The sequence below is a fragment of the Panacagrimonas sp. genome (genome assembly GCF_965216805.1).
Taxonomy (GTDB): Bacteria; Pseudomonadota; Gammaproteobacteria; order Nevskiales; family Nevskiaceae; genus Panacagrimonas.
Genome location: NZ_CBDCGN010000002.1, coordinates 1,796,716 through 1,814,722, shown reverse-complemented (window position 1 = coordinate 1,814,722; position 18,007 = coordinate 1,796,716). Strand labels below are relative to the sequence as shown.

17 protein-coding genes and 1 pseudogene are annotated in these 18,007 nt (G+C 67.0%); all 18 read left to right on the top strand.

All coding sequences use genetic code 11. The features are described 5' to 3' along the window. Positions 1 to 68: 68 nt before the first annotated feature. On the top strand, positions 69 to 2,525 hold the full coding sequence (locus ACOOHP_RS08640; protein ID WP_420466045.1) for a TonB-dependent siderophore receptor: 2,457 nt from the start codon (positions 69 to 71) through the stop codon (positions 2,523 to 2,525). Between the two features lie 611 nt (positions 2,526 to 3,136). Further along, positions 3,137 to 4,189 (top strand): DUF6607 family protein, encoded by a 1,053-nt coding sequence (locus ACOOHP_RS08635; RefSeq protein ID WP_420466044.1) that lies wholly within the window; start codon positions 3,137 to 3,139, stop codon positions 4,187 to 4,189. A gap of 350 nt (positions 4,190 to 4,539) precedes the next feature. Beyond that, positions 4,540 to 5,052, top strand: coding sequence for a sigma-70 family RNA polymerase sigma factor (locus ACOOHP_RS08630; protein WP_420466043.1), 513 nt, complete (start codon positions 4,540 to 4,542; stop codon positions 5,050 to 5,052). A 12-nt stretch (positions 5,053 to 5,064) separates the two neighbouring features. Beyond that, a complete protein-coding gene (locus tag ACOOHP_RS08625; protein WP_420466042.1) occupies positions 5,065 to 6,009 on the top strand; it encodes a FecR domain-containing protein in 945 nt (314 codons plus the stop codon). A 64-nt stretch (positions 6,010 to 6,073) separates the two neighbouring features. Further along, positions 6,074 to 6,280, top strand: coding sequence for an AbrB/MazE/SpoVT family DNA-binding domain-containing protein (locus tag ACOOHP_RS08620; RefSeq protein WP_420466041.1), 207 nt, complete (start codon positions 6,074 to 6,076; stop codon positions 6,278 to 6,280). Next, positions 6,277 to 6,660, top strand: coding sequence for a type II toxin-antitoxin system VapC family toxin (locus tag ACOOHP_RS08615; protein ID WP_420466040.1), 384 nt, complete (start codon positions 6,277 to 6,279; stop codon positions 6,658 to 6,660). The genes ACOOHP_RS08620 and ACOOHP_RS08615 overlap by 4 nt, the downstream gene beginning before the upstream one ends. Beyond that, positions 6,602 to 7,075, top strand: a pseudogene (locus ACOOHP_RS08610) (STN domain-containing protein); the annotation flags it as partial. The gene ACOOHP_RS08615 and the pseudogene ACOOHP_RS08610, both read left to right, overlap by 59 nt. 121 nt (positions 7,076 to 7,196) lie before the next feature. After that, positions 7,197 to 8,897, top strand: a complete 1,701-nt coding sequence (locus ACOOHP_RS08605) for a TonB-dependent siderophore receptor (protein ID WP_420466039.1) — start codon at positions 7,197 to 7,199, stop codon at positions 8,895 to 8,897. Next, the gene (locus ACOOHP_RS08600) at positions 8,894 to 10,549 is read left to right on the top strand and encodes a PepSY-associated TM helix domain-containing protein (RefSeq protein WP_420466038.1); all 1,656 of its coding nucleotides are present in this window, start codon (positions 8,894 to 8,896) and stop codon (positions 10,547 to 10,549) included. The genes ACOOHP_RS08605 and ACOOHP_RS08600 overlap by 4 nt, the downstream gene beginning before the upstream one ends. Then, on the top strand, positions 10,528 to 10,887 hold the full coding sequence (locus ACOOHP_RS08595) for a DUF3325 domain-containing protein (protein ID WP_420466037.1): 360 nt from the start codon (positions 10,528 to 10,530) through the stop codon (positions 10,885 to 10,887). Before ACOOHP_RS08600 ends, ACOOHP_RS08595 begins: the two co-directional genes overlap by 22 nt. Before the next feature lie 240 nt (positions 10,888 to 11,127). Then, complete coding sequence (locus ACOOHP_RS08590) at positions 11,128 to 11,748, top strand: energy transducer TonB (protein ID WP_420466036.1); 621 nt, start codon at positions 11,128 to 11,130, stop codon at positions 11,746 to 11,748. Positions 11,749 to 11,765: 17 nt separating this feature from the next. Further along, positions 11,766 to 12,476: a MotA/TolQ/ExbB proton channel family protein gene (locus tag ACOOHP_RS08585; RefSeq protein ID WP_420466035.1), complete on the top strand. Its 711-nt coding sequence runs from the start codon at positions 11,766 to 11,768 to the stop codon at positions 12,474 to 12,476. A gap of 84 nt (positions 12,477 to 12,560) precedes the next feature. After that, positions 12,561 to 12,974 (top strand): ExbD/TolR family protein, encoded by a 414-nt coding sequence (locus ACOOHP_RS08580; RefSeq protein ID WP_420466034.1) that lies wholly within the window; start codon positions 12,561 to 12,563, stop codon positions 12,972 to 12,974. A gap of 246 nt (positions 12,975 to 13,220) precedes the next feature. Next, positions 13,221 to 13,721 (top strand): MarR family winged helix-turn-helix transcriptional regulator, encoded by a 501-nt coding sequence (locus ACOOHP_RS08575; RefSeq protein WP_420466033.1) that lies wholly within the window; start codon positions 13,221 to 13,223, stop codon positions 13,719 to 13,721. A gap of 16 nt (positions 13,722 to 13,737) precedes the next feature. Further along, on the top strand, positions 13,738 to 14,898 hold the full coding sequence (locus ACOOHP_RS08570) for an acyl-CoA dehydrogenase family protein (protein WP_420466032.1): 1,161 nt from the start codon (positions 13,738 to 13,740) through the stop codon (positions 14,896 to 14,898). Positions 14,899 to 14,925: 27 nt separating this feature from the next. Continuing rightward, positions 14,926 to 15,738 (top strand): enoyl-CoA hydratase/isomerase family protein, encoded by an 813-nt coding sequence (locus tag ACOOHP_RS08565; protein WP_420466031.1) that lies wholly within the window; start codon positions 14,926 to 14,928, stop codon positions 15,736 to 15,738. A gap of 30 nt (positions 15,739 to 15,768) precedes the next feature. Further along, positions 15,769 to 16,575 carry an SDR family NAD(P)-dependent oxidoreductase gene (locus tag ACOOHP_RS08560; RefSeq protein WP_420466030.1) on the top strand — a complete coding sequence of 269 codons (807 nt, stop codon included), beginning with the start codon at positions 15,769 to 15,771 and terminating at the stop codon, positions 16,573 to 16,575. Positions 16,576 to 16,613: 38 nt separating this feature from the next. Continuing rightward, a complete protein-coding gene (locus tag ACOOHP_RS08555) occupies positions 16,614 to 17,756 on the top strand; it encodes an alkane 1-monooxygenase (protein WP_420466029.1) in 1,143 nt (380 codons plus the stop codon). The last annotated feature ends 251 nt before the right edge of the window (positions 17,757 to 18,007 follow it).

The window sequence follows — 18,007 nt, the reverse complement described above, 5'->3', positions numbered from 1 at the left end:
CGCTCGTTGAACAGGTAAGGAACGCGCCGGGCGCGTCCCGACCCGTCTTTCACGAACCAGGGAACTTCATGACCGGTTTCATCCACGGCTTTGCGGCGCGCAGCACGGCAAGGCCCGTTCAATCTGCCTCCTCGTGGTTACTGGCCGGCGCGCTGGCGGCAGGTGCTGTCGCACTGCTGTCACCCGCTACGGCGCCGGCACAAACCGCAGTTGCGCCGGACGGCTCTGGCCCCTGGCGCAGCTACAACATCGCCGCCGGCAAGCTGGCCGACGTGCTGGCGCAGTTCGCAGCCGAGTCGGGCGTGCGCCTCTCGTTCGATCCCGGTCTGCTCGAGGGTGTGCAAAGTCCGGGGCTGATCGGCGACTTCAGCCCCCAGGCCGGCTTTGCACGCCTGCTGCAGGGCAGCGGCTACGGACTCGACCACCGCGGCGACGGGGCCTACACGCTCAAGTCGGTGCCGGTCTCGTCGACTGCCGCGCCGGTGCTGGCGACGGTGAAGGTGGTGGATACGGTCGAAACCGGGTCCGCCGACGACGCCTATCGCGTCAGCGATTCGGCGCTGGCGGGGTTCACCTCGCGCCCCTTGCTGGACACGCCGCGTTCGCTGCGCGTGGTATCCGCCGAACTGCTGGCCAATCAGCTTGCCAAGGACATCGAGACCCTGGGACGACTCGACGCCAGCGTCACCGCCTCGTACCGGCAGCCCGGCTTTCACGCGCGCACCGAGATTCGCGGCTTCGACGTCGCCGACGGCCAGAATTACCGCTACAACGGCCTGACCTTTCTGCGCCAGCAGCTCACCCCGCTGGAGAACAAGGAGCGGGTTGAAATCCTCAAGGGCCTGGCCGCCTTCGAAGCCGGGTTCGCCGCGCCCAGCGGCATCGTCAACTACGTCACCAAGCGCCCGGGCGAGGCGCCGATCACCGACCTGCACCTGGGCTTCGACCAGTACGGCAGCGCGCTGTCGCACATCGATCTCAGTCGCCGGTTCGCCGACGGCGCGGTGGGGATTCGCGTCAACGCGGCGGTCGAGGAGCTGCATTCTTACGTCGAACCTGCCAACGGCAACCGGCAATTCGCCAGCCTGGCCGCCGACTGGCGGCTGGCAACCGGCACCCTGCTGAGCCTGGACGCCGAACATCAGCAGCGCGACCAGGTGCTGCAGGTGAGCTTCCGGCCGGACGTCAACGGCCGCATTCCGCGCAATTTCGACCCGCGCACCTTCATCGGCCAGTCCTGGGCCAACTACGACACCGACCACAGCACCGTGGCGAGCCGCCTCCAGCACGCGCTCGGCACCGACTGGAATCTGGTGCTGGAGGCCAACTGGAATCGCACCGAGCATCCGTTCAACGAAGCCTCGATGACGCGTATCCAGGACAACGGCGATGCCACCGTCTCGGCCTTCATCTCGGACAACACCGATCGCGAGTCGCGCGCGCTGCGTCCGATGATCCAGGGCCGACTGCAGACCGGTGGCATCGCACACGAACTGGTCGCCGGCTACGCCGCGCAGAAGACCGAGGCGAATTTCGGCGATTCGTTCTCCGGCGAGATCGGCATGAGCAATCTCTACAACCCGGTCGCCATCCCCGATCCCCAGCCGGTGCTGACACCGTCGCAGGCCGGCTTCACCATCGATGACACCGGCTGGTTCCTGCAGGATGTGGTGGCGCTGTCGGAAGTCTGGCAGGTGCACCTGGGCGGCCGCTACGCGACGCTCGAACAGCGCTCGGTCAACGCCGCCGGCGCCGAATCCGCGCGCTACGACAAGTCGCGTTTCACGCCCAACGCTGCGCTGGTGTTCAAGCCCGCGCCGAGCATCTCGACCTACCTGAGCTACATCGAAGGCCTGGAAAACGGCGGCACCGCACCGCAGACCGCCAACGGCCTGCCGGTCACCAACGCCGGCGAAGTACAACCGCCGCTGGTGAGCGAACAATGGGAAGCCGGGCTCAAGGCCATGGTCACGTCGGCGATCCAGGGTGAGCTGTCGCTGTTCCAGATCGAGCGCCCGTCCAATTTCATCGACGCCAGCAACACTTTCGTGCAGGAGGGCAATCAGGTTCATCGCGGCGTCGAACTGAGCTTGACCGCACAGCTCACGCCGAGCTGGACGGTGTTGAGCAGCGCGCTGTGGCTGGACGCCGAGCTCGATCGAACCGGCAATCCCGCCACCGAGGGCAACCGCCCCACCAGCGTGCCGGAACACCGCGCCACTCTCACCACCGAGTATGCGCCGCTGGCCCTGCCCGGCTGGACGTTCACCGGCAACTGGGCCTACACCGGTGACCGTCCGCTCGACAACGCCCACCTGTTCGAACGTGCCGACGCCTTCGACGTGGTCGCGCTGGGCTTTCGCTACGACACCGCCGTGGCCGCCAGCGCCTTGCTGCGCGGCGTCACCTTCCGCGGCGGCGTCGACAACGTATTCGACGAGCGCTACTTCTCCACCAGCAACTTCGGGCAGCTCATCGCCGGTGCACCGCGCACGGTATCGATCGGGGTCGAAATGCGCTTCTGAAGCGGTCGGCACGGTCGGCGATGCTGCGCTGGGACACGCTGGCGGACTCCGTCATTTGATCTTCTATTAAATGATAATTAATCTTATTTGATCGGCCGCTTTCAGGCCTACCACCGGCCAGCCATCGCCAGCCGCTCTTCCGGAGCCCCGCGATGCCGCTGCCCCCCTGGCTTTGCGTACCGTCCCCAGCAGACGCGCATCGAAACCGGCGCTCGCGCACGCGCCTGAACCCGCTCCCAACCGTGCCGGCGACAAATCGCCTCCTGAGGGTTCCCGGTACGTCCTTGCGTTCCGGCCCACACCGGGCCGGGGCGATTTTTATTCCCGCCGTCACCCCGTCCAGCGGAGCCTGACGCCATGTGTACGCCCTTGCCGTCTCCGTCGCAGCGCGCAGCAGCTTCCTGCACCCGGACCTGCAGCGCCTGCCCCAGGATGCAGGCCGATGGCGCGATCCGCGGTGCATCTCCGTCAGCGGATGCGAGCAGCGGGCCGGGCTTGCGCATGCGCCCAGCGGAAACCCGCGCCGTGGAAACCCTGTTGCAGCCAACGGCGACACCGGCGTCGGTCCGACGCGGGGCCGGTCGCATCGATGAGGTCAACGGAGAACCGCCGTGCGCTTCAGTCTTGCTTTCGTGATGACCCTGGCCGGCGTCGCGCTCGCGGCCTGCGCAGCGACGCCCGCCACGAACCAAGCTCCGCAGCCGGTCCCAGCGCCGTCCGGCATCGTTCCGACGCCGGATGCGGGTTATCTAGCTGCCATCGCGGCCGCTTCGGATGCCATGGAGAAGGACCGGCTCGCGATTCTCGGCATGCTGGGCGAGTTCGCGGTGAGCTTCGATTTCGCCGAGACCGTGGTGCTGGCGCCCGACTACGAGCGTCGGAAGGGTAAAACGGTTGGCGCCTACGAGACCGTGCTGCTGGTGGAAGACACGGGCCCGCGCATTGTGCTGCAGCACCTGCTGGTGTCCGAGGACGGCAGTCACGTCACCAAGCACTGGCGGCAGGACTGGCATTACGAGGCGCCGACACGGCTGGAATTCAGCGAAGACCAGACCTGGCGCAGCAAACCCCTGAGCGCCGAACAGTCGCGCGGCGCCTGGACCCAGTGCGTGTACGAGGTCAGCGATGCGCCGCGCTACTGCGGCACCGGCAAGTGGAACCATCGCTACGGCGTGGCGACCTGGACCTCGGACCGTAGCTGGCGTCCGCTGCCGCGGCGCGAGTACACCACACGCAACGACTACAACGCGCTCAACGTGGAGAACCGCCACACCCTGACGCCCGCCGGCTGGACGCACGAACAGGACCACACCAAGACCGTGCGCGACGGCGAACGCACTGCGCGCACACTGGTGCGCGAGTTCGGATTCAACGATTACCGCCGCATCGCCGGCTTCGACTTCTCGCCGGCCACCACGTACTGGAGCGATACGCAAAACTTCTGGGCGCGCGTGCGCGCACAGTGGGATCGGCGCATCGCAGCGGGCGCTGGCATCCGCTTGAAAACGTCGGTGGATGGCATGGCGCTGATCGCGCCGCTGTTTGTGCTGGCCGCGGGCGTACAAGAAGGCCGAACGGTGGACGACGCCACGATCGCGGGGCTGTTCGATCGGTGGACTGCGGCTACGTCGGCCAAGGCCGTCACCGCCTCGTCGACGCCTTGATGCTGCACCTGACTGCGCTCGCCACTTCGTCGGAGCGCATTCGCCGAATGGCCGGTGCCGTCGTGCACAACGACGACGCCGTCGTTGCGCAGCCTCAATGCCGGGGGCGAGCAGCACAGCCCGCTCTGCCGCCAGCCCTGACGGGCGCGATAGAGCGACTGGACGGTCTGGATGGGAACAGCGCGTGCGGTCATGCGGGTAGCGTTGCAGCGAATCGCAGCGGGCGATGTGGTCGGCGAGGTCGCATGGGCTTTTGCAAGGGCTTGATCCCCCAATCGTCACGACACTAATATGCGATTAATTCTCATCTGTATTCAGCGCGCTTCTGCGCCCGCAGATTCGGGGCATCCATGGCGTCGGCACAAGCAGTTTCCTCGCACGATCTTCGGGCGCTTTACAGCGATCACCTCGGCTGGTTGCAGAGCTTTCTGCGCCGCCGGACCGGCTGCTCGCAACAGGCGGCAGACCTGGCGCAGGACACTTTCGTGCGCGTGCTGGCGTCCAAGCAGGCGGTCGCGGAATTGCGCAGCCCGCGCGACTACCTGGGCCGAATCGCGCACGGCCTTACCGTGGATTTCTATCGACGCCGCGCGCTGGAACAGGCCTACCTCGAAGCGCTCGCCGCGCGTCCCGAGGCTACCGAGCTGTCCACCGAGGAACGCGTGGTCCTGCTCGAAACCCTGCAGTCCATCGACGCGATGCTGAACGCCCTACCCGAACGCACGCAGCAGATTTTCCTGATGGCGCAGTTCGAGGGGCTGACCTACCCCGCGATCGGTGCGCGGCTCGGCGTATCCGTCACCACGGTGAAGAAGCATCTGGTGCGCGCGCTGACGCAGTGCCTCGTGATCGCCGAAGGCTGAGGCGCTTGAAGCATGAAGCCTGACGCCACCACCCTCGAAGCCGCTGCGCGCTGGTACGTGCAGTTGCAGGCAACCGATGCCTCGCCCGCGGATCGCGACGGCTGGCAGTGCTGGCTGGCCGCCAACCCATCGCATCGCGCGGCCTGGGAACGCGTGCAGCAACTCGAACAGCAACTGCACGATCTGCCCGCACGCATCGCGCTACCCACCTTGCGCGGTGCCGACGCCGGTCGCCGCGCCGCGTTCCGTGCGCTCGTTGTCCTGCTCGGTGCCGGGCCGCTGGCCTGGACTGCATCACGTACCCAGACCGCGCAGCGCGCGTTGGCCGATGTGGCCACCGCCACCGGCGAGCGCCGCGAACTGCATCTCGACGACGGCAGCCTCGTGCATCTGAATACCGCGACCGCGCTCGACATTGCCTACGACGCACAGCAGCGCCGCTTGCGCCTGCGTCACGGCGAGATCCTGGTGAAGACCGCGTCCGATCTGCTGGCCCGCCCGTTTGTCGTGGACACCGAGCAGGGTCGCATCCGCGCGCTGGGCACCCGCTTCAGCGTGCGCGCGGACAGCGACGCGGTGCGCGTCGCCGTGCTCGAACACGCGGTGGAACTTCAGCCGCGTGATTCGGCCCGCGTGCTGCGACTCGAAGCCGGCGAGCAAGCGCGCTTCGACGCAAGTGGCATCGGCTTCGCGGAGTCGCTCAACGCGAACGCAGAGGCCTGGACGCGCGGCGCACTGATCGCGCTCGACTGGCGGCTCGACGACTTCATCACCGAACTCGCGCGTCATCGTCGCGGCTACCTCGGCTGCGATCCGGCCGTTTCGCACCTGCGCGTGTCCGGTGCGTTTCGCCTCGACGATACCGACGCCGCGCTCGATAACCTCGCCGCCACCTTGCCCCTGCGCCTGCATCGGGTGTCGGGCTACTGGGTGCGGGCGGTGGCACGCGAGGGCTGATCGCGGCAGCGCCGCATCGATAGCGATATCGTATTACGATAACTGCATCGATACCGGAGTCGCCATGAACGCCGTTACCCTCTCGCCGAAATTCCAGGTCGTCATACCGCAAGCCGTGCGCGAGGCGCTGAAGCTCTCACCGGGCCAGAAGCTGCAAGTGGTGCAGTACGACGACCGCATCGAGTTCATCCCGCAGCGCACCGCGCGACAACTGCGCGGCAGCCTGCGCGGCATCGACACCGAGGTCGAGCGCGACGCGGATCGCGCGTGAACGTCGTCGATTCCTCTGCCTGGCTGGAATACTTTGCGGATGGCCCCAATGCCGCGCACTTCGCGGAGCCCATCGAGCGCCCCGCCAAGCTGATCGTGCCCAGCATCACCCTGCTGGAAGTCTTCAAGCGCGTTGCCGCCCAGCGCGGCGAAGGCCCCGCCCTGCAATGCGTGGCGCTGATGCAGCAAGGCCAGGTGATCGACCTGGACGCCGCACTCGCTTTGTCCGCCGCCGCGCTCGGGCGACGGCACAAGCTTCCGCTGGCCGACAGCGTGGTCTACGCCACGGCCCAGCAGCATCGCGCGGTGGTCTGGACCCAGGATGCAGATTTCGATGGCCTGCCCGAGGTGTGCTACTGGCCCAGGCAGCCCGCAGCCTGAGCGGGTTGCCGATTTCCCGTTTCGTTCGGCTGTAGCAGTCAGGAGCCAGGCGCGCGCGCCCAGCCAGACCGATTCACGATTCGATCCGGGATTCTCCATGCCGTCCTCTCCTTCGCCGCTTGGCCCTCACACCCTGCTCGCCGCCTGCCTGATGGCCGCGCCGCTTTACCCGATCGCTGTGGCCGCCCAGGCCACGCAGGTTTCGCCAGATGAATACGCCATTCCTGCCGGCCCGCTGGACGCCGCGCTCAGCCAATTTGCCGCTGCCGCCGGACTGACCTTGAGCTTCGAGCCCGCGCAGACCGCGGGCAGGACTTCGCCCGGCCTGCGCGGGCGCTACGCGGTGGCGGAAGGCTTCGCTGCCTTGCTCGCGGGCAGCGACTTGCAGGCCGTGAGTCGGGGCGATGGCAAGTACGTGCTCAGCTCCGTGGCGATGCCGGGCAGCAATGCGCCGACCTTGCCGGCGGTGCGGGTGTCGGCAGATTCGCAGGCCGAGCCGGAGAAGTATCGTGCGGGGTCTTCTTCCGTCGCGCTGTTTGCGGAAACCCCTGATCGAAGTTCCGTTCAGTGTCGGCGTCTACAACGAGACGCTCATCGAGGACCAGCGCGCCTTCACGCTCAAGGACGTTTTGCAGAACGACCCCAGCGTCGCGGTCCAGATGCCCGGCGGTTTCTACGGCACCCAGAACTTCAGCTCGCGCGGCTTCCGGGTGGACAATTTCAACGGCTACCGGCTGGACGGGCTGCCGGTGATTCACACCGTCGAGTCCTCCATCGACGACAAGTCGCGCGTGGAACTGCTCAAGGGGCCGGCGGCGCTGCGCTTCGGTTTCATGCCGCCCGGTGGCGCCATCAATCTGGTGCGCAAGCGCCCGACGCCAGAGTTCGCGACTTCGCTGCAATTCGACGCCGACACCTTCGGCAGCCTGTACTCCCAGCTCGACGTCAGCGACACCATCGCCGACGGAACGCTGGGCTATCGCCTGGTGCTCGCCGGTGACGATTTCGACAGCTTCTACGACAAGGCCGGTGGCGACCGACTGACCGGCTCGCTGTTCGCCGAGTGGAAGGTGAGTCAGGCAGCAAAGCTCTGGGCATCGGTCGGCGGGCAGGACCTCGAACGCGCCGGTTATTACGGCCCGATGGTGACAGCCAACGGCGTGATTCTCGACACCGGCGTGAAGACCAACATCATGCAGGACTGGGCGCGCAACGAGCGCGAGACGCTCGATGCGGCGATCGGTTCGGACTTCACCCTGAATCCGAACTGGAAACTGCGCGCTTCGCTCAGCTACCAGGACACGGCCCGCGAGTCGCAACTGTCCTGTCCCTACTCGGTGCAGGACAACGGCGACTACACCGAAGGTGCCCTGATCACCAACGGGCCATTCGAATGGGAAACCCAGGGCGGGCATCTGCACCTGGAAGGTGGATTCGTTACCGGCAGCCTGCGGCACGCGGTGGTGATCGGCACCCAGTACGGCGCGTATGAATCTTCCGGCCAGCGCAGTTTTCCCGACGTGGGTCCGAACAACGCCTATCAGTTGAACCCACTGCCCGAGCCGGACGGAGGTCCGTGGGGGCCGCGTCCCGGCAAGTTCGAATACGAGGAAACCGGCTTCTTCGCCACCGACACCGTCGCGTTCAGCGAGAAGATATCGGCACTGGTTGGCGTCCGCTACGGCGAGTACGAAAACACCTACGCCGACGACCCCGCATCCAATGACAAGGTCAACGCCTGGTCGCCGCCGCTGGCGCTGATGGTTGCGCCGCTGCCCGGCATTCACACCTACCTGACCTATACGCGCGGATTGCAGGACGGCGGCTTCGCGAGGCGTGCGGCCGCCAACGCCCTCGAGCCGCTCGGGGTGCAGAAATCCGAGCAGTGGGAAGCGGGCGCAAAGGGCGAATGGTTCGGCGGCCGGATGACCGGTGAGGCGGCGATCTTCCAGATCGAGCAGGACCTCGCCATTCTGGATGCCAACGACGTGGACCGCTTCGACGTTCGGCGGCTACGCGCTGGCCGCCGTCGCGGCACTGGCGATGGCGATGGTGCTGCCCGGCAGCCGTTCGGAAGCGGTGATCGCGTCGAGCATGGCGAGCTTTGCGATCTACTGCCTCGCCGTGATGTGGGTCTTTGCCGCGCGCAGCGCGCTGCGCGCCTGGCTGCGATTGATGATCCCTGCCGCTGCGTGCGCGGTGCTGTGGTGGACGTTGCGTTGATGCGGCCCGGATGAAGGGTTTCTTTCGTCAGTCGATGGCGTGGCTGCACACCTGGGTCGGTCTGCTGCCGGCGTGGATTCTTTACTTCGTGTTCCTCACCGGAACCGCCGGGTATGTGAATTACGAGATCGACCAGTGGATGCAGCCGGAACTGCCGGCACCGCAGGCGGTGGCTGATCCGGTCACGGCGGCCCGCCACGCCGAGCAGTGGCTTCGCGAAACATCGCCTCCGGGGACCAGCCGCTGGCGCATTTATCTCCCGAGTGATCGACCCAACCGCGTTGCCTACCAACTGCGGGTGAGTCATGCAGGTGGCGGGCAGTTCGGCAAGGCGATCCTGGACGCGTCCACCGGGGCGGTAATCGAACCGCGTCAGACCGGAGGGGGACAGGCGCTCTATGTCATGCACTACGCCCTGCACTATCTGCCAACTCTGGCCGGATGGTGGATCGTCGGTATCTGCACGATGTTGATGCTCGTGGCGCTGGTCACCGGCATCGTGGTGCACAAGAAGATTTTCAAGGAGTTCTTCACCTTTCGCCCGGGTAAGGGCCAACGCTCGTGGCTAGACGCGCACAACGTCGCCAGCGTCGTCAGTCTGCCGTTCCAGTTGATGATCACCTACTCCGGACTGGTGCTGTTTCTGTTCACCTGCATACCCTTCGTGCTGATGGGCGTCTACGGAACCGGAGACGAGGCCCGCAAGCAGTTTGATCGCGAGGCCTACTCCGAGCTGAGGTCGACGGCGTCGGCCGGCCGGCCCGCGCCGCTGGTACCGCTGCAGGATCTTGTCCGTCAGTCCCTCGCGTTGTGGCCGCCGGGGCAGGCTCCGCTGGTGATCGACGTTCGTCATCCAGGCGATGCCAATGCACGCATCTTCCTGCGCCCCCGACTCTCCACGACGGCACTGCGCCCGCAAGCCGATGCCCTGCTTTTCGATGGCACGACCGGCACCCTGCTGCAACGCGTTGCGCCCGAGCGCAGACCTGCGTCGATATTGCGCGACACCTTGTTCTCGCTGCACGAGGGCGTGTTTGCCGGACCGGTGCTGCGCTCGCTGTACGTCCTGTCCGGCCTGCTGGGTGCGGCCATGATCGCCACCGGCGCGATCCTGTGGACGGTCAAGCGAAGACCCGGCAATGCGCCGGCAGCGCGCGACGTGGACCTGGTCAGCCGTCTCAACATCGGAACGTTCGTCGGGCTCCCCGTCGCCATCACCGCCTATTTCTGGGCCAACCGCCTGCTGCCGGTGAATCTGCCCGACCGCGCGGACTGGGAGGTGCACGCCATGTTTCTGACCTGGGCGACATTGTTGGTCCACGCCGCACTGCGTCCGCCGGAGCGGTCGTGGACCGAACAGTTGCGGCTGGCCGCCGCCGCCTTCGCGCTGCTGCCGCTGCTCAACGCGCTCACCACAGATCGGCATCTGGCACAGAGCCTGTCGGCGGGCGACTGGGTGTTCGCGGGATTCGACCTGGTGATGCTCGGCCTCGGCCTGCTGTTCGCGGCGGCGGCCCGACAGGCGCGCGTAAACGCAGCCGCATCGATTGCGCTGAACGTCGCGACGAGCGATGTGTCGGCGCGCGAACCGCCGCTGCGCTGCGGCACGGCGGCGCGCGCAAGAACGGACCGTCCACGCCCGGGATGGCGATGCTCGCGGCCGTGATGCTGGCCGTCGCTGGCTGCGCGTGCCTGAGTCTGGCGATGGACCGCCACCGGCGGCAGGCCTGTCCGGAACGGCCACGGGCCGGCCGCGGCCTGCGCCTGGGCCTGCGCGCGCTGGGCGGCATCCTGCTGACGGTCTCGCTGCTCGCCTGTGTTCAACAGATGAACTCTGCCGTGGGCGTCACCGCCCGGTTCGGGTTGCTGACCGTGGGCGCCTGCACCGTGGCGACCGCGCTGTCCTACCTGCCCTGCGCGATACCGCGTCTGGCTGCGACCGCGGTGACGATCGCAGCCTGCGATGCGGCCTGGAGCGTACTGCGTGGCGGATCGGTGGGGTGATCGTGCCATCGCACAGAACTCATCCGCGTTCATCGTCGAAGGTGGTGCTCAAGACCTCCACCCGCGCCGGCGCCGCAGCCGTGGCGGCGATCTGGCAAGGCTCGGGTTCCTCTTTCGGCTTTTCGTTCGTCATATCAGTTAGACCGCCCGCATTGTCCGGATCCCTTCCCATTGCTGTCGCCTAGTTCCGATCACCCCCGTCACGGGAAGGGCCTGCCGCGCCTGTCTCCCGTCGTTGCCATGCTGCTGGTGCTGTGCGTACACGCCAGCGGCCTGGCTGCGCTGTTGTGGACACCGGTTGAGCCGGCTGCGGTGATCAGCCTGCCGACCATCCAGGGCGTGATCATTCCGCTGCCACCGGCCGAAGAGGTGCAGGCACCGAGCCAGCAGGAAGACGTCACCCCACCCGAACCGCTGCCGGTCAAGCCCAAGCCCAAGCCGAAGCCGGAACCGCTGCCGGAGCTGCCGCCCTCGGAGACTGCAATCGCGACCCCGCCGCAAGAGGTGCCGGAAGCCGAACCGGAGCCGGCACCGCCGAACACGCCGATGGCGGAGGAAGACGACACCCTGGGCGCGCCGATCACACCGCCGTTCGTGGATGCCAATCAGGTCAGCAACCCGGCGCCCGCCTACCCGGCCCTGTCGCGCCGACTGCGCGAGCAGGGCGTGGTGCTGCTGGACGTGCTGATCCTGCCCGATGGCAGTGTCGGCGAAATCCGCATCCGCCAGTCCAGCGGTCACCAGCGCCTGGACGATACCGCGCTCGAGGCGGTACGGCAGTGGAAGTACATGCCGGCGCGGCGCGGCGCGGAACCGATTCCGTACTGGTACGTGCAGCCGCTCGAATTCTCCTTGAACTGATCGCAGGACACTCCGCAATGCAAAACAATCCCTATGGCATCGAAGCGCTCTGGACCCAGGGCGACTGGGTGATCAAATCGGTCGCCCTGCTGCTGCTGATGATGTCGGTGGCGTCGTGGTTCGTGATCCTGATCCGCGGATACGGGCTGCTGCGGCTGCGCCCCGCACGGCGCTCGGCGGTAGCGTTCTGGCATGCGCAGAGTTTCGACGAAGGCCTGCACCGCCTGGGCGAAAGCCCGTTCCATCATCTGGCCAGCGAAGCGCAGGCGGCGGTGGATCACCACGCGCAGCACAAGTCCGATCTGCACGGGATGCTGCCGATCGGCGAGTGGCTTACCGCGTCACTGCGCGCCGCCATCGACGAGACCGTCGAGCAACTGCAGCGCGGGCTGTCAATCCTGGCGTCGGTGGGCGCCACCGCGCCGTTCGTGGGCCTGTTCGGCACCGTGTGGGGTATCTACCGCGCGCTGGTCAGCATCGGCGTGTCCGGCCAGGCCAGCATCGACAAGGTCGCCGGACCGGTCGGCGAGGCGCTGATCATGACCGCATTTGGCTTGGCGGTGGCGATTCCCGCCGTGCTCGGCTACAACGCGCTGACCCGCGCCAACAAGGGTTTGCTGTCGCACTTGAACCGCTTCGCGCACCAACTCCACGCCTACTTCCTCACCGGCGCGCCGCCGGTGCGTTCGCGTGTGGCCTCGATCAAGCCCGCCTCGGGAGGCAACTAAGTGATCATTGATGGCGCCTCGATGCGGTCGACGAAACCCACCCTTCACCTGGAGGCGGCCGCCGTTCGGCCGCATCGATAAGCCATGGCCTTCGGCGGCGGACTCGACGACATCGAAGAACCCATGAGCGAGATCAACATGACGCCGCTGGTCGACGTCATGCTGGTGCTGCTGATCATCTTCATGATCACGGTGCCGGTGCTCACCCACTCGGTCAAGGTGGATCTGCCGCGGGCGGAAAACCAGCCCAACGAGATCAAACCGGAAACCATCGCCATCGCGGTCGACGAGCACGGCGCCGTGTACTGGAACGAAGAGGCGGTCACCGAAGAGGACCTGGAGCGTCGGCTGGGCGAGGCGGCACAGCAGGAGCCGCAACCGGAAATCCATATTCGCGGCGATCGCGCCGCCGAGTACGAACACGTCATCCGCGTGATGGCCGCCTCGCAGCGCGCCGGGATTCGGAAGCTCGGCTTCGTCACCGAACCGCAGCACTGAGTGCCACTCGGGGACGGCGTGTCCGCCGGACCCGTGACCGCTTGCGGCGCACCCGATCGGGCTTGCGAGCGTGCCCGCCGGCGCGGTGCTGCCCGGCGCCCCTCCACACCTTCCTCCCACTGACCTACCGACGCTTGGATGCCGCAGGCGCGAATACGCTTGCCGGACCAGCTTTGATGGTGCAACAATAGTTCACCGATGAAGTATCGATAAATAATCATGAAGGGACGCGAACGACTTCTGCATATGGACACCAGCACCCCGCGCATGGCGCGCGCGCTGCCCGATCTGCCGATGGACTTGACCGTGATGGTGCGGCTACTTCGCATCGGCGTCCTCGGCATGGGCAATTTCTTCGAACCGGTGTTTCGGGCGCTCGATCTGAGCGAGAACTCTTTCCACGTGATGTGCCTGCTGTGCGCGGCCGAAAAGGGCTCGGAATCTCCGAGCGAACTCAGCGAGATGGTCGGCACCAGCCGCGCCAACATGACCCGCATCCTCGACCAACTGGTCGGAGACGGCCACGTCACCCGCACCACCGCGGCGCGCGACGGGCGACGCCAGGTCGTCACCATCAGCGCTGCCGGTCGCAAGAAGGTTCGCGACACCGTCCCGCGTATCGCGGAGCCGCTGCGAATCGGCTTTTCGGGCCTGAGCACCCAGGAGCTGGCACAGCTCGATGGGCTGCTGCGCAAGCTGATCGTGTCGTTCGACCACAGCGCCCACGCGCTGCGGTCGGCCGCCTGAACTTTCGAGACCCGCCTTGATCTTCGACGACGATCAGATCGCCCTGCGCGACGCCGCCCGGCGCTTTGCGCGCACCCGTCTGCTGCCGACCTACCAGCAGCGCGAGAAGGACGCCACGCTGGATCGGGCGCTGTTGCACGAGATGGGCGCGCTGGGCCTGCTCGGCGTGGACATCGCGCCCGAACATGGCGGGCTGGGGGTGAACGGAGTGACCACCGGCGCCATCGTCGAGGAACTGGCCTACGGCGATTTCAACGTGGCCGCCGTGGTGCTGGTGATGTCGCTATGCGCGGCAATCCTGGCGCGCAATGCACAGCCCGCGGTGGCTGCGCGCTGGCTGGCGCGCGTGCCCAGGGGCGACGCGATCCTGGCGCTGTCGATCACCGAACCGAGCTGCGGTTCGGACGCCAGCGCCCTGCAGCTCAAGGCACGCCGCAGCGGCGACTTCTATGTGCTCGACGGCGAGAAGACCTCGACGACCTACTGCGACAGCGCCGACGCCTTCCTGGTCTTTGCGCGCACCGGCCGACCGGATGACGGGGCCAGGGGCGTCACCGCCTTTCTGGTGCCGTCCGGCTCACCCGGCCTGCAGACCACCCGCTTCAAGGACCTGGGCAGCCACTGCGCCGGCCGCGGCTCGGTATTCTTCGACGGTGTCCGGGTGGCCGCCCACCATCGGCTCGGCGACGAGGGCAAGGGCTTCAGCCAGGTGATGGCGGGCTTCGATTACTCGCGCGCGCTGATCGCCCTGCAGTGTCTGGGCGCGGCGCAGGCGTCCATCGACGAGGCCTGGGTCTACACCCAGGAGCGCCAGGCCTTCGGCGGCCCCATCGCACGTTTCCAGGGCGTGAGCTTTCCGCTGGTCGAGGGCGAGACGCTGGTCGCGGCGGCGCGTCAGCTGTCGTACCACGCGCTTGCCCTGCGCGACGCCGGTCAGCCGCACACGGTGGAGGCGGCGATGGTGAAGTACCTGGCGCCCAAGACCGCGTTCGAGGTGATCCACCAGTGCGCACTCACCCTCGGCCACTACGGCTGGTCGATGGACTTGCCCCACCAGCAGCGCATGCGCGATGTCATGGGCCTGGAGATCGGCGATGGCACCGCCGGCATCATGAAGATGATCGTCGCCCGTGCCCGCGCCGGCCGCGCTGCCACCGAAGCACGCGGCAACGTTTGAAATCCCATTCCTGCGGAAGAAAACACCGTGACCGACAAAGTCCTGTACGAAAAGAACGGCGAGATCGCGACCATCACGCTCAACCGGCCCGAGCGCAAGAATGCGATCGATCTGGAGGTGCATCATCGGCTGCGCGAGATCTGGACCGATTTCCGTGACGATCCGGCACTGCGTGTGGCCATCCTTACCGGCAGCGGCGACGCATTCTGCGCGGGTGCCGACCTCAAGACCCACGTGCCCGAGTGGGACCGTGCCGGTCCGAGCCTGGCCCGCGACAAGCTGCCCGATGGCTTTGCCGGCGGCATCACGCGTGGCGTGCACCGCATCTACAAGCCGATCATCGCGGCCTGCAACGGCTGGGTACTCGGCGGCGGGCTGGAGCTGGCCATGGCCTGCGACATCCGCATCGCCTCCGAGCGCGCACAGTTCGGGTCCTTCGAACTGCGCCGCGGCATGCATCCGGCCGATGGCGGCATCGTGCGGCTGGTCAACACCTGCGGCGTCGGCATTGCGCTGGAGATGGAACTCACCGGCGAGCCGATCGACGCCATGCGCGCCTTCCACGCCAACATGGTTTCCAAGGTCGTACCCCACGATCGACTCATGGCGACCGCGCGCGACTACGCGAAAAAGATCCTGCGCAACGACCGCCGCGCGGTGGAGTCGGCCAAGGAAACCATCTTCGAGGTGGTGGGACGCACGCTCGACGAGCAGCTCAAAGTCGAATGCCTGTATGGCTACGCGCTGTGCGGCGGCAATCCGGTAATTCCGGAACGCTCGCGGCAGTTCTTCGACAAGTCCGACAAGGGTCGGGCCGGCGCCCATGCCACTGCGCTCTGACCAGTCGCCGCAGCTGCAGGAGCCCGGTCGGTGAGTACGCGCCCCGAAAACGCCCCTGCATCGCCGCCCAAGCCCCTGGCCGAATGCGGCGTCGTGGTACTCGGCGGCTGCGCCGGCGTCGGCTGGGAAGCCGCCGCGCAGTTCGCCGGACAAGGCGCGCGCGTGCTGATCCTGGGCCGCAACGACGAGCGCGGCGCCGCCGCCTGCGCCCGGTTGCGCGAGCGCGCACCCAAGGCTGACATCGGCTTCGTGAGGGTCGATGCCACCATCGCGGCCGACGCAGTGCGGGCCGAGGCGCAGTGCCGCGCACGGCTCGGCGCCATCGACGTGCTGGTCTGCACCACCGGACCGAGCGTGCCGCCGCGCCTGATGCACAACATCGCGATCGAGGATCTGCAGCAGCGTATCGAGGAGATCATGCTGCCGCCGCTGCATTTCGTGCATGCCGCGCTGCCGGCCATGCGCCAGCAACGCAGCGGCGCCATCGTCGTCGTCGCGTCCGATGCCGGCAAGATCCCGACGCCCGGCGAAACCATGGTCGGTGCGGCGATGGGCGCCATCCTCACCTACTGCAAGACTGCCGCGCTGGAGTGCAAGCGCGAGAACGTTCGCATCAACCTGCTCACGCCCTCGCTGATCTCCGACACGCCGGGCGCAGCCCTGATCTTCAACGAGCCGTTCAGCGCCAAGATGTTCGAGAAGGCCTCGTCGATGGCGCACCTGGGCGTGGCGGACTGCGCCGACCAGGCCGCAATGATCCTGTACCTGGCCAGCCCGGCAGCCAGACGCATGACCGGGCAGGCCATCAGCATCAACGGCGGCATCTCGGTGGCCTGAGCGCCGTCGCAGCGCGAATCGATGGAGGAGCCGCAGCGATGAACGACTATCTCAAATACTGGACCGGCGTCGGCGTGCTGGCGGTGGCCTACGCCGGGATGATCGTCGGCGGACACTGGGCGTGGGCAGGCTTTGCGATGTTCCCGCTGCTCACGGTGATCGATTCCCTGCTGCCCCGCGACTACGCCCCGCGACGGATGACCAACGAGGCCCTGGCGGACCTGCCGCTTTACCTCTGCTGCATCGGGCCGCTGCTGCTGTATCTGGTGTTCGCGTGGCGCTTCGATCAAGGCGCCTATGCCGCCACTTCGAACCTGATCGGCGCGGTCCTGAGCCTGGCCTGGACCTCGATCGTGCCGCTGGCGCCCGCCGCACACGAGATGTACCACAAGCGCAGCCTGCTCGGCCGCACCGTGGGCCGCTACGCACAGATGTGCCAGTTCGATTCGATGCGCGATATCGCACACGTGGTCGGCCATCACATCGACGTCGCCACCACCCGGGATGGCGACACCGCGCCGCGCGGCACCAAGCTGTACGCCTTCGTGTTCAAGGCGGTGTGGGAACAGACCCCGTGGGACGTCACCACCGAGTCGGGCGCGCTGCGCAAGCGAGGCCTGTCGCCGTGGAACTGGCGACATCGCGGCTATCATGCACTGGTCGCCCAGGTTCTGTTTCAGGGGCTGGTGTTTGTCATCGGAGGCGCTGTCGCCGCCGCCCTGACCACCGCTGCGATGCTGCTGACGCGGGTGTGGGCCGAGTCCTTCAACTACTTCCCGCACTACGGGCTGGTGCGCTCCGAAGGGGCGCCGATCGGCCGGCGGCATCTATGGAATCACCTGAGCTGGCTGTCGCGCGTGCTGTCGTTCGACATCACCAACCACGCGGACCATCACCTGAACTCCTACAAGCGCTACTACGAGCTGGTGCCGCACCGGGAATCGATCCCGATGCCCAGTCTGTTCATGTGCTTTTTCGCCTCGCTGATTCCGCCGCTGTGGCACCGGCGATTCGCCATGCCGGCTCAAGCGTTGGGACCTGGAGTACGCAACCGCCGAGGAACGCGCGCTGGCCCGCGCACAGAACCGCCGTGCCGGCTGGCCGGACTGGATCGGCGCAGCCGGCGACGATGTCGGCAAAGCCGCCACCGTGGGTTGTTGAGCAGAACCGTACCCGCATAACCGCGTTGGCGGGGACTAGAGCGTCTTCGAGTTTTGTGCAGACAAATCTACCGAAACTGTCACCCTGAGTCGTAGCCCGGGTGCAACCCGGGGTTTGCCTGTGCCGGCACGTGGAACCCCGGGTTTCACCCGGGCTACTGGACTTCAGCCGCGTGTTCAAGAAGGTTTACGCGGTCACGCCGCAACAACATGCCGCCGCTGCCCGCCGGGAGCGTCGTGGCAGCGAGCATTGACCTCGGACCGTCCGCTGG

Excerpts from the sequence above, each read along its gene's own strand:
- ACOOHP_RS08640 (WP_420466045.1), top strand. The coding sequence starts at position 69 with ATGACCGGTTTCATCCACGGCTTTGCGGCGCGCAGCACGGCAAGGCCC.
- ACOOHP_RS08630 (WP_420466043.1), top strand. The coding sequence starts at position 4,540 with ATGGCGTCGGCACAAGCAGTTTCCTCGCACGATCTTCGGGCGCTTTAC.
- ACOOHP_RS08625 (WP_420466042.1), top strand. The coding sequence starts at position 5,065 with ATGAAGCCTGACGCCACCACCCTCGAAGCCGCTGCGCGCTGGTACGTG.
- ACOOHP_RS08620 (WP_420466041.1), top strand. The coding sequence starts at position 6,074 with ATGAACGCCGTTACCCTCTCGCCGAAATTCCAGGTCGTCATACCGCAA.
- ACOOHP_RS08600 (WP_420466038.1), top strand. The coding sequence starts at position 8,894 with ATGAAGGGTTTCTTTCGTCAGTCGATGGCGTGGCTGCACACCTGGGTC.
- ACOOHP_RS08595 (WP_420466037.1), top strand. The coding sequence starts at position 10,528 with ATGGCGATGCTCGCGGCCGTGATGCTGGCCGTCGCTGGCTGCGCGTGC.
- ACOOHP_RS08590 (WP_420466036.1), top strand. The coding sequence starts at position 11,128 with ATGCTGCTGGTGCTGTGCGTACACGCCAGCGGCCTGGCTGCGCTGTTG.
- ACOOHP_RS08585 (WP_420466035.1), top strand. The coding sequence starts at position 11,766 with ATGCAAAACAATCCCTATGGCATCGAAGCGCTCTGGACCCAGGGCGAC.
- ACOOHP_RS08580 (WP_420466034.1), top strand. The coding sequence starts at position 12,561 with ATGGCCTTCGGCGGCGGACTCGACGACATCGAAGAACCCATGAGCGAG.
- ACOOHP_RS08575 (WP_420466033.1), top strand. The coding sequence starts at position 13,221 with ATGGACACCAGCACCCCGCGCATGGCGCGCGCGCTGCCCGATCTGCCG.
- ACOOHP_RS08555 (WP_420466029.1), top strand. The coding sequence starts at position 16,614 with ATGAACGACTATCTCAAATACTGGACCGGCGTCGGCGTGCTGGCGGTG.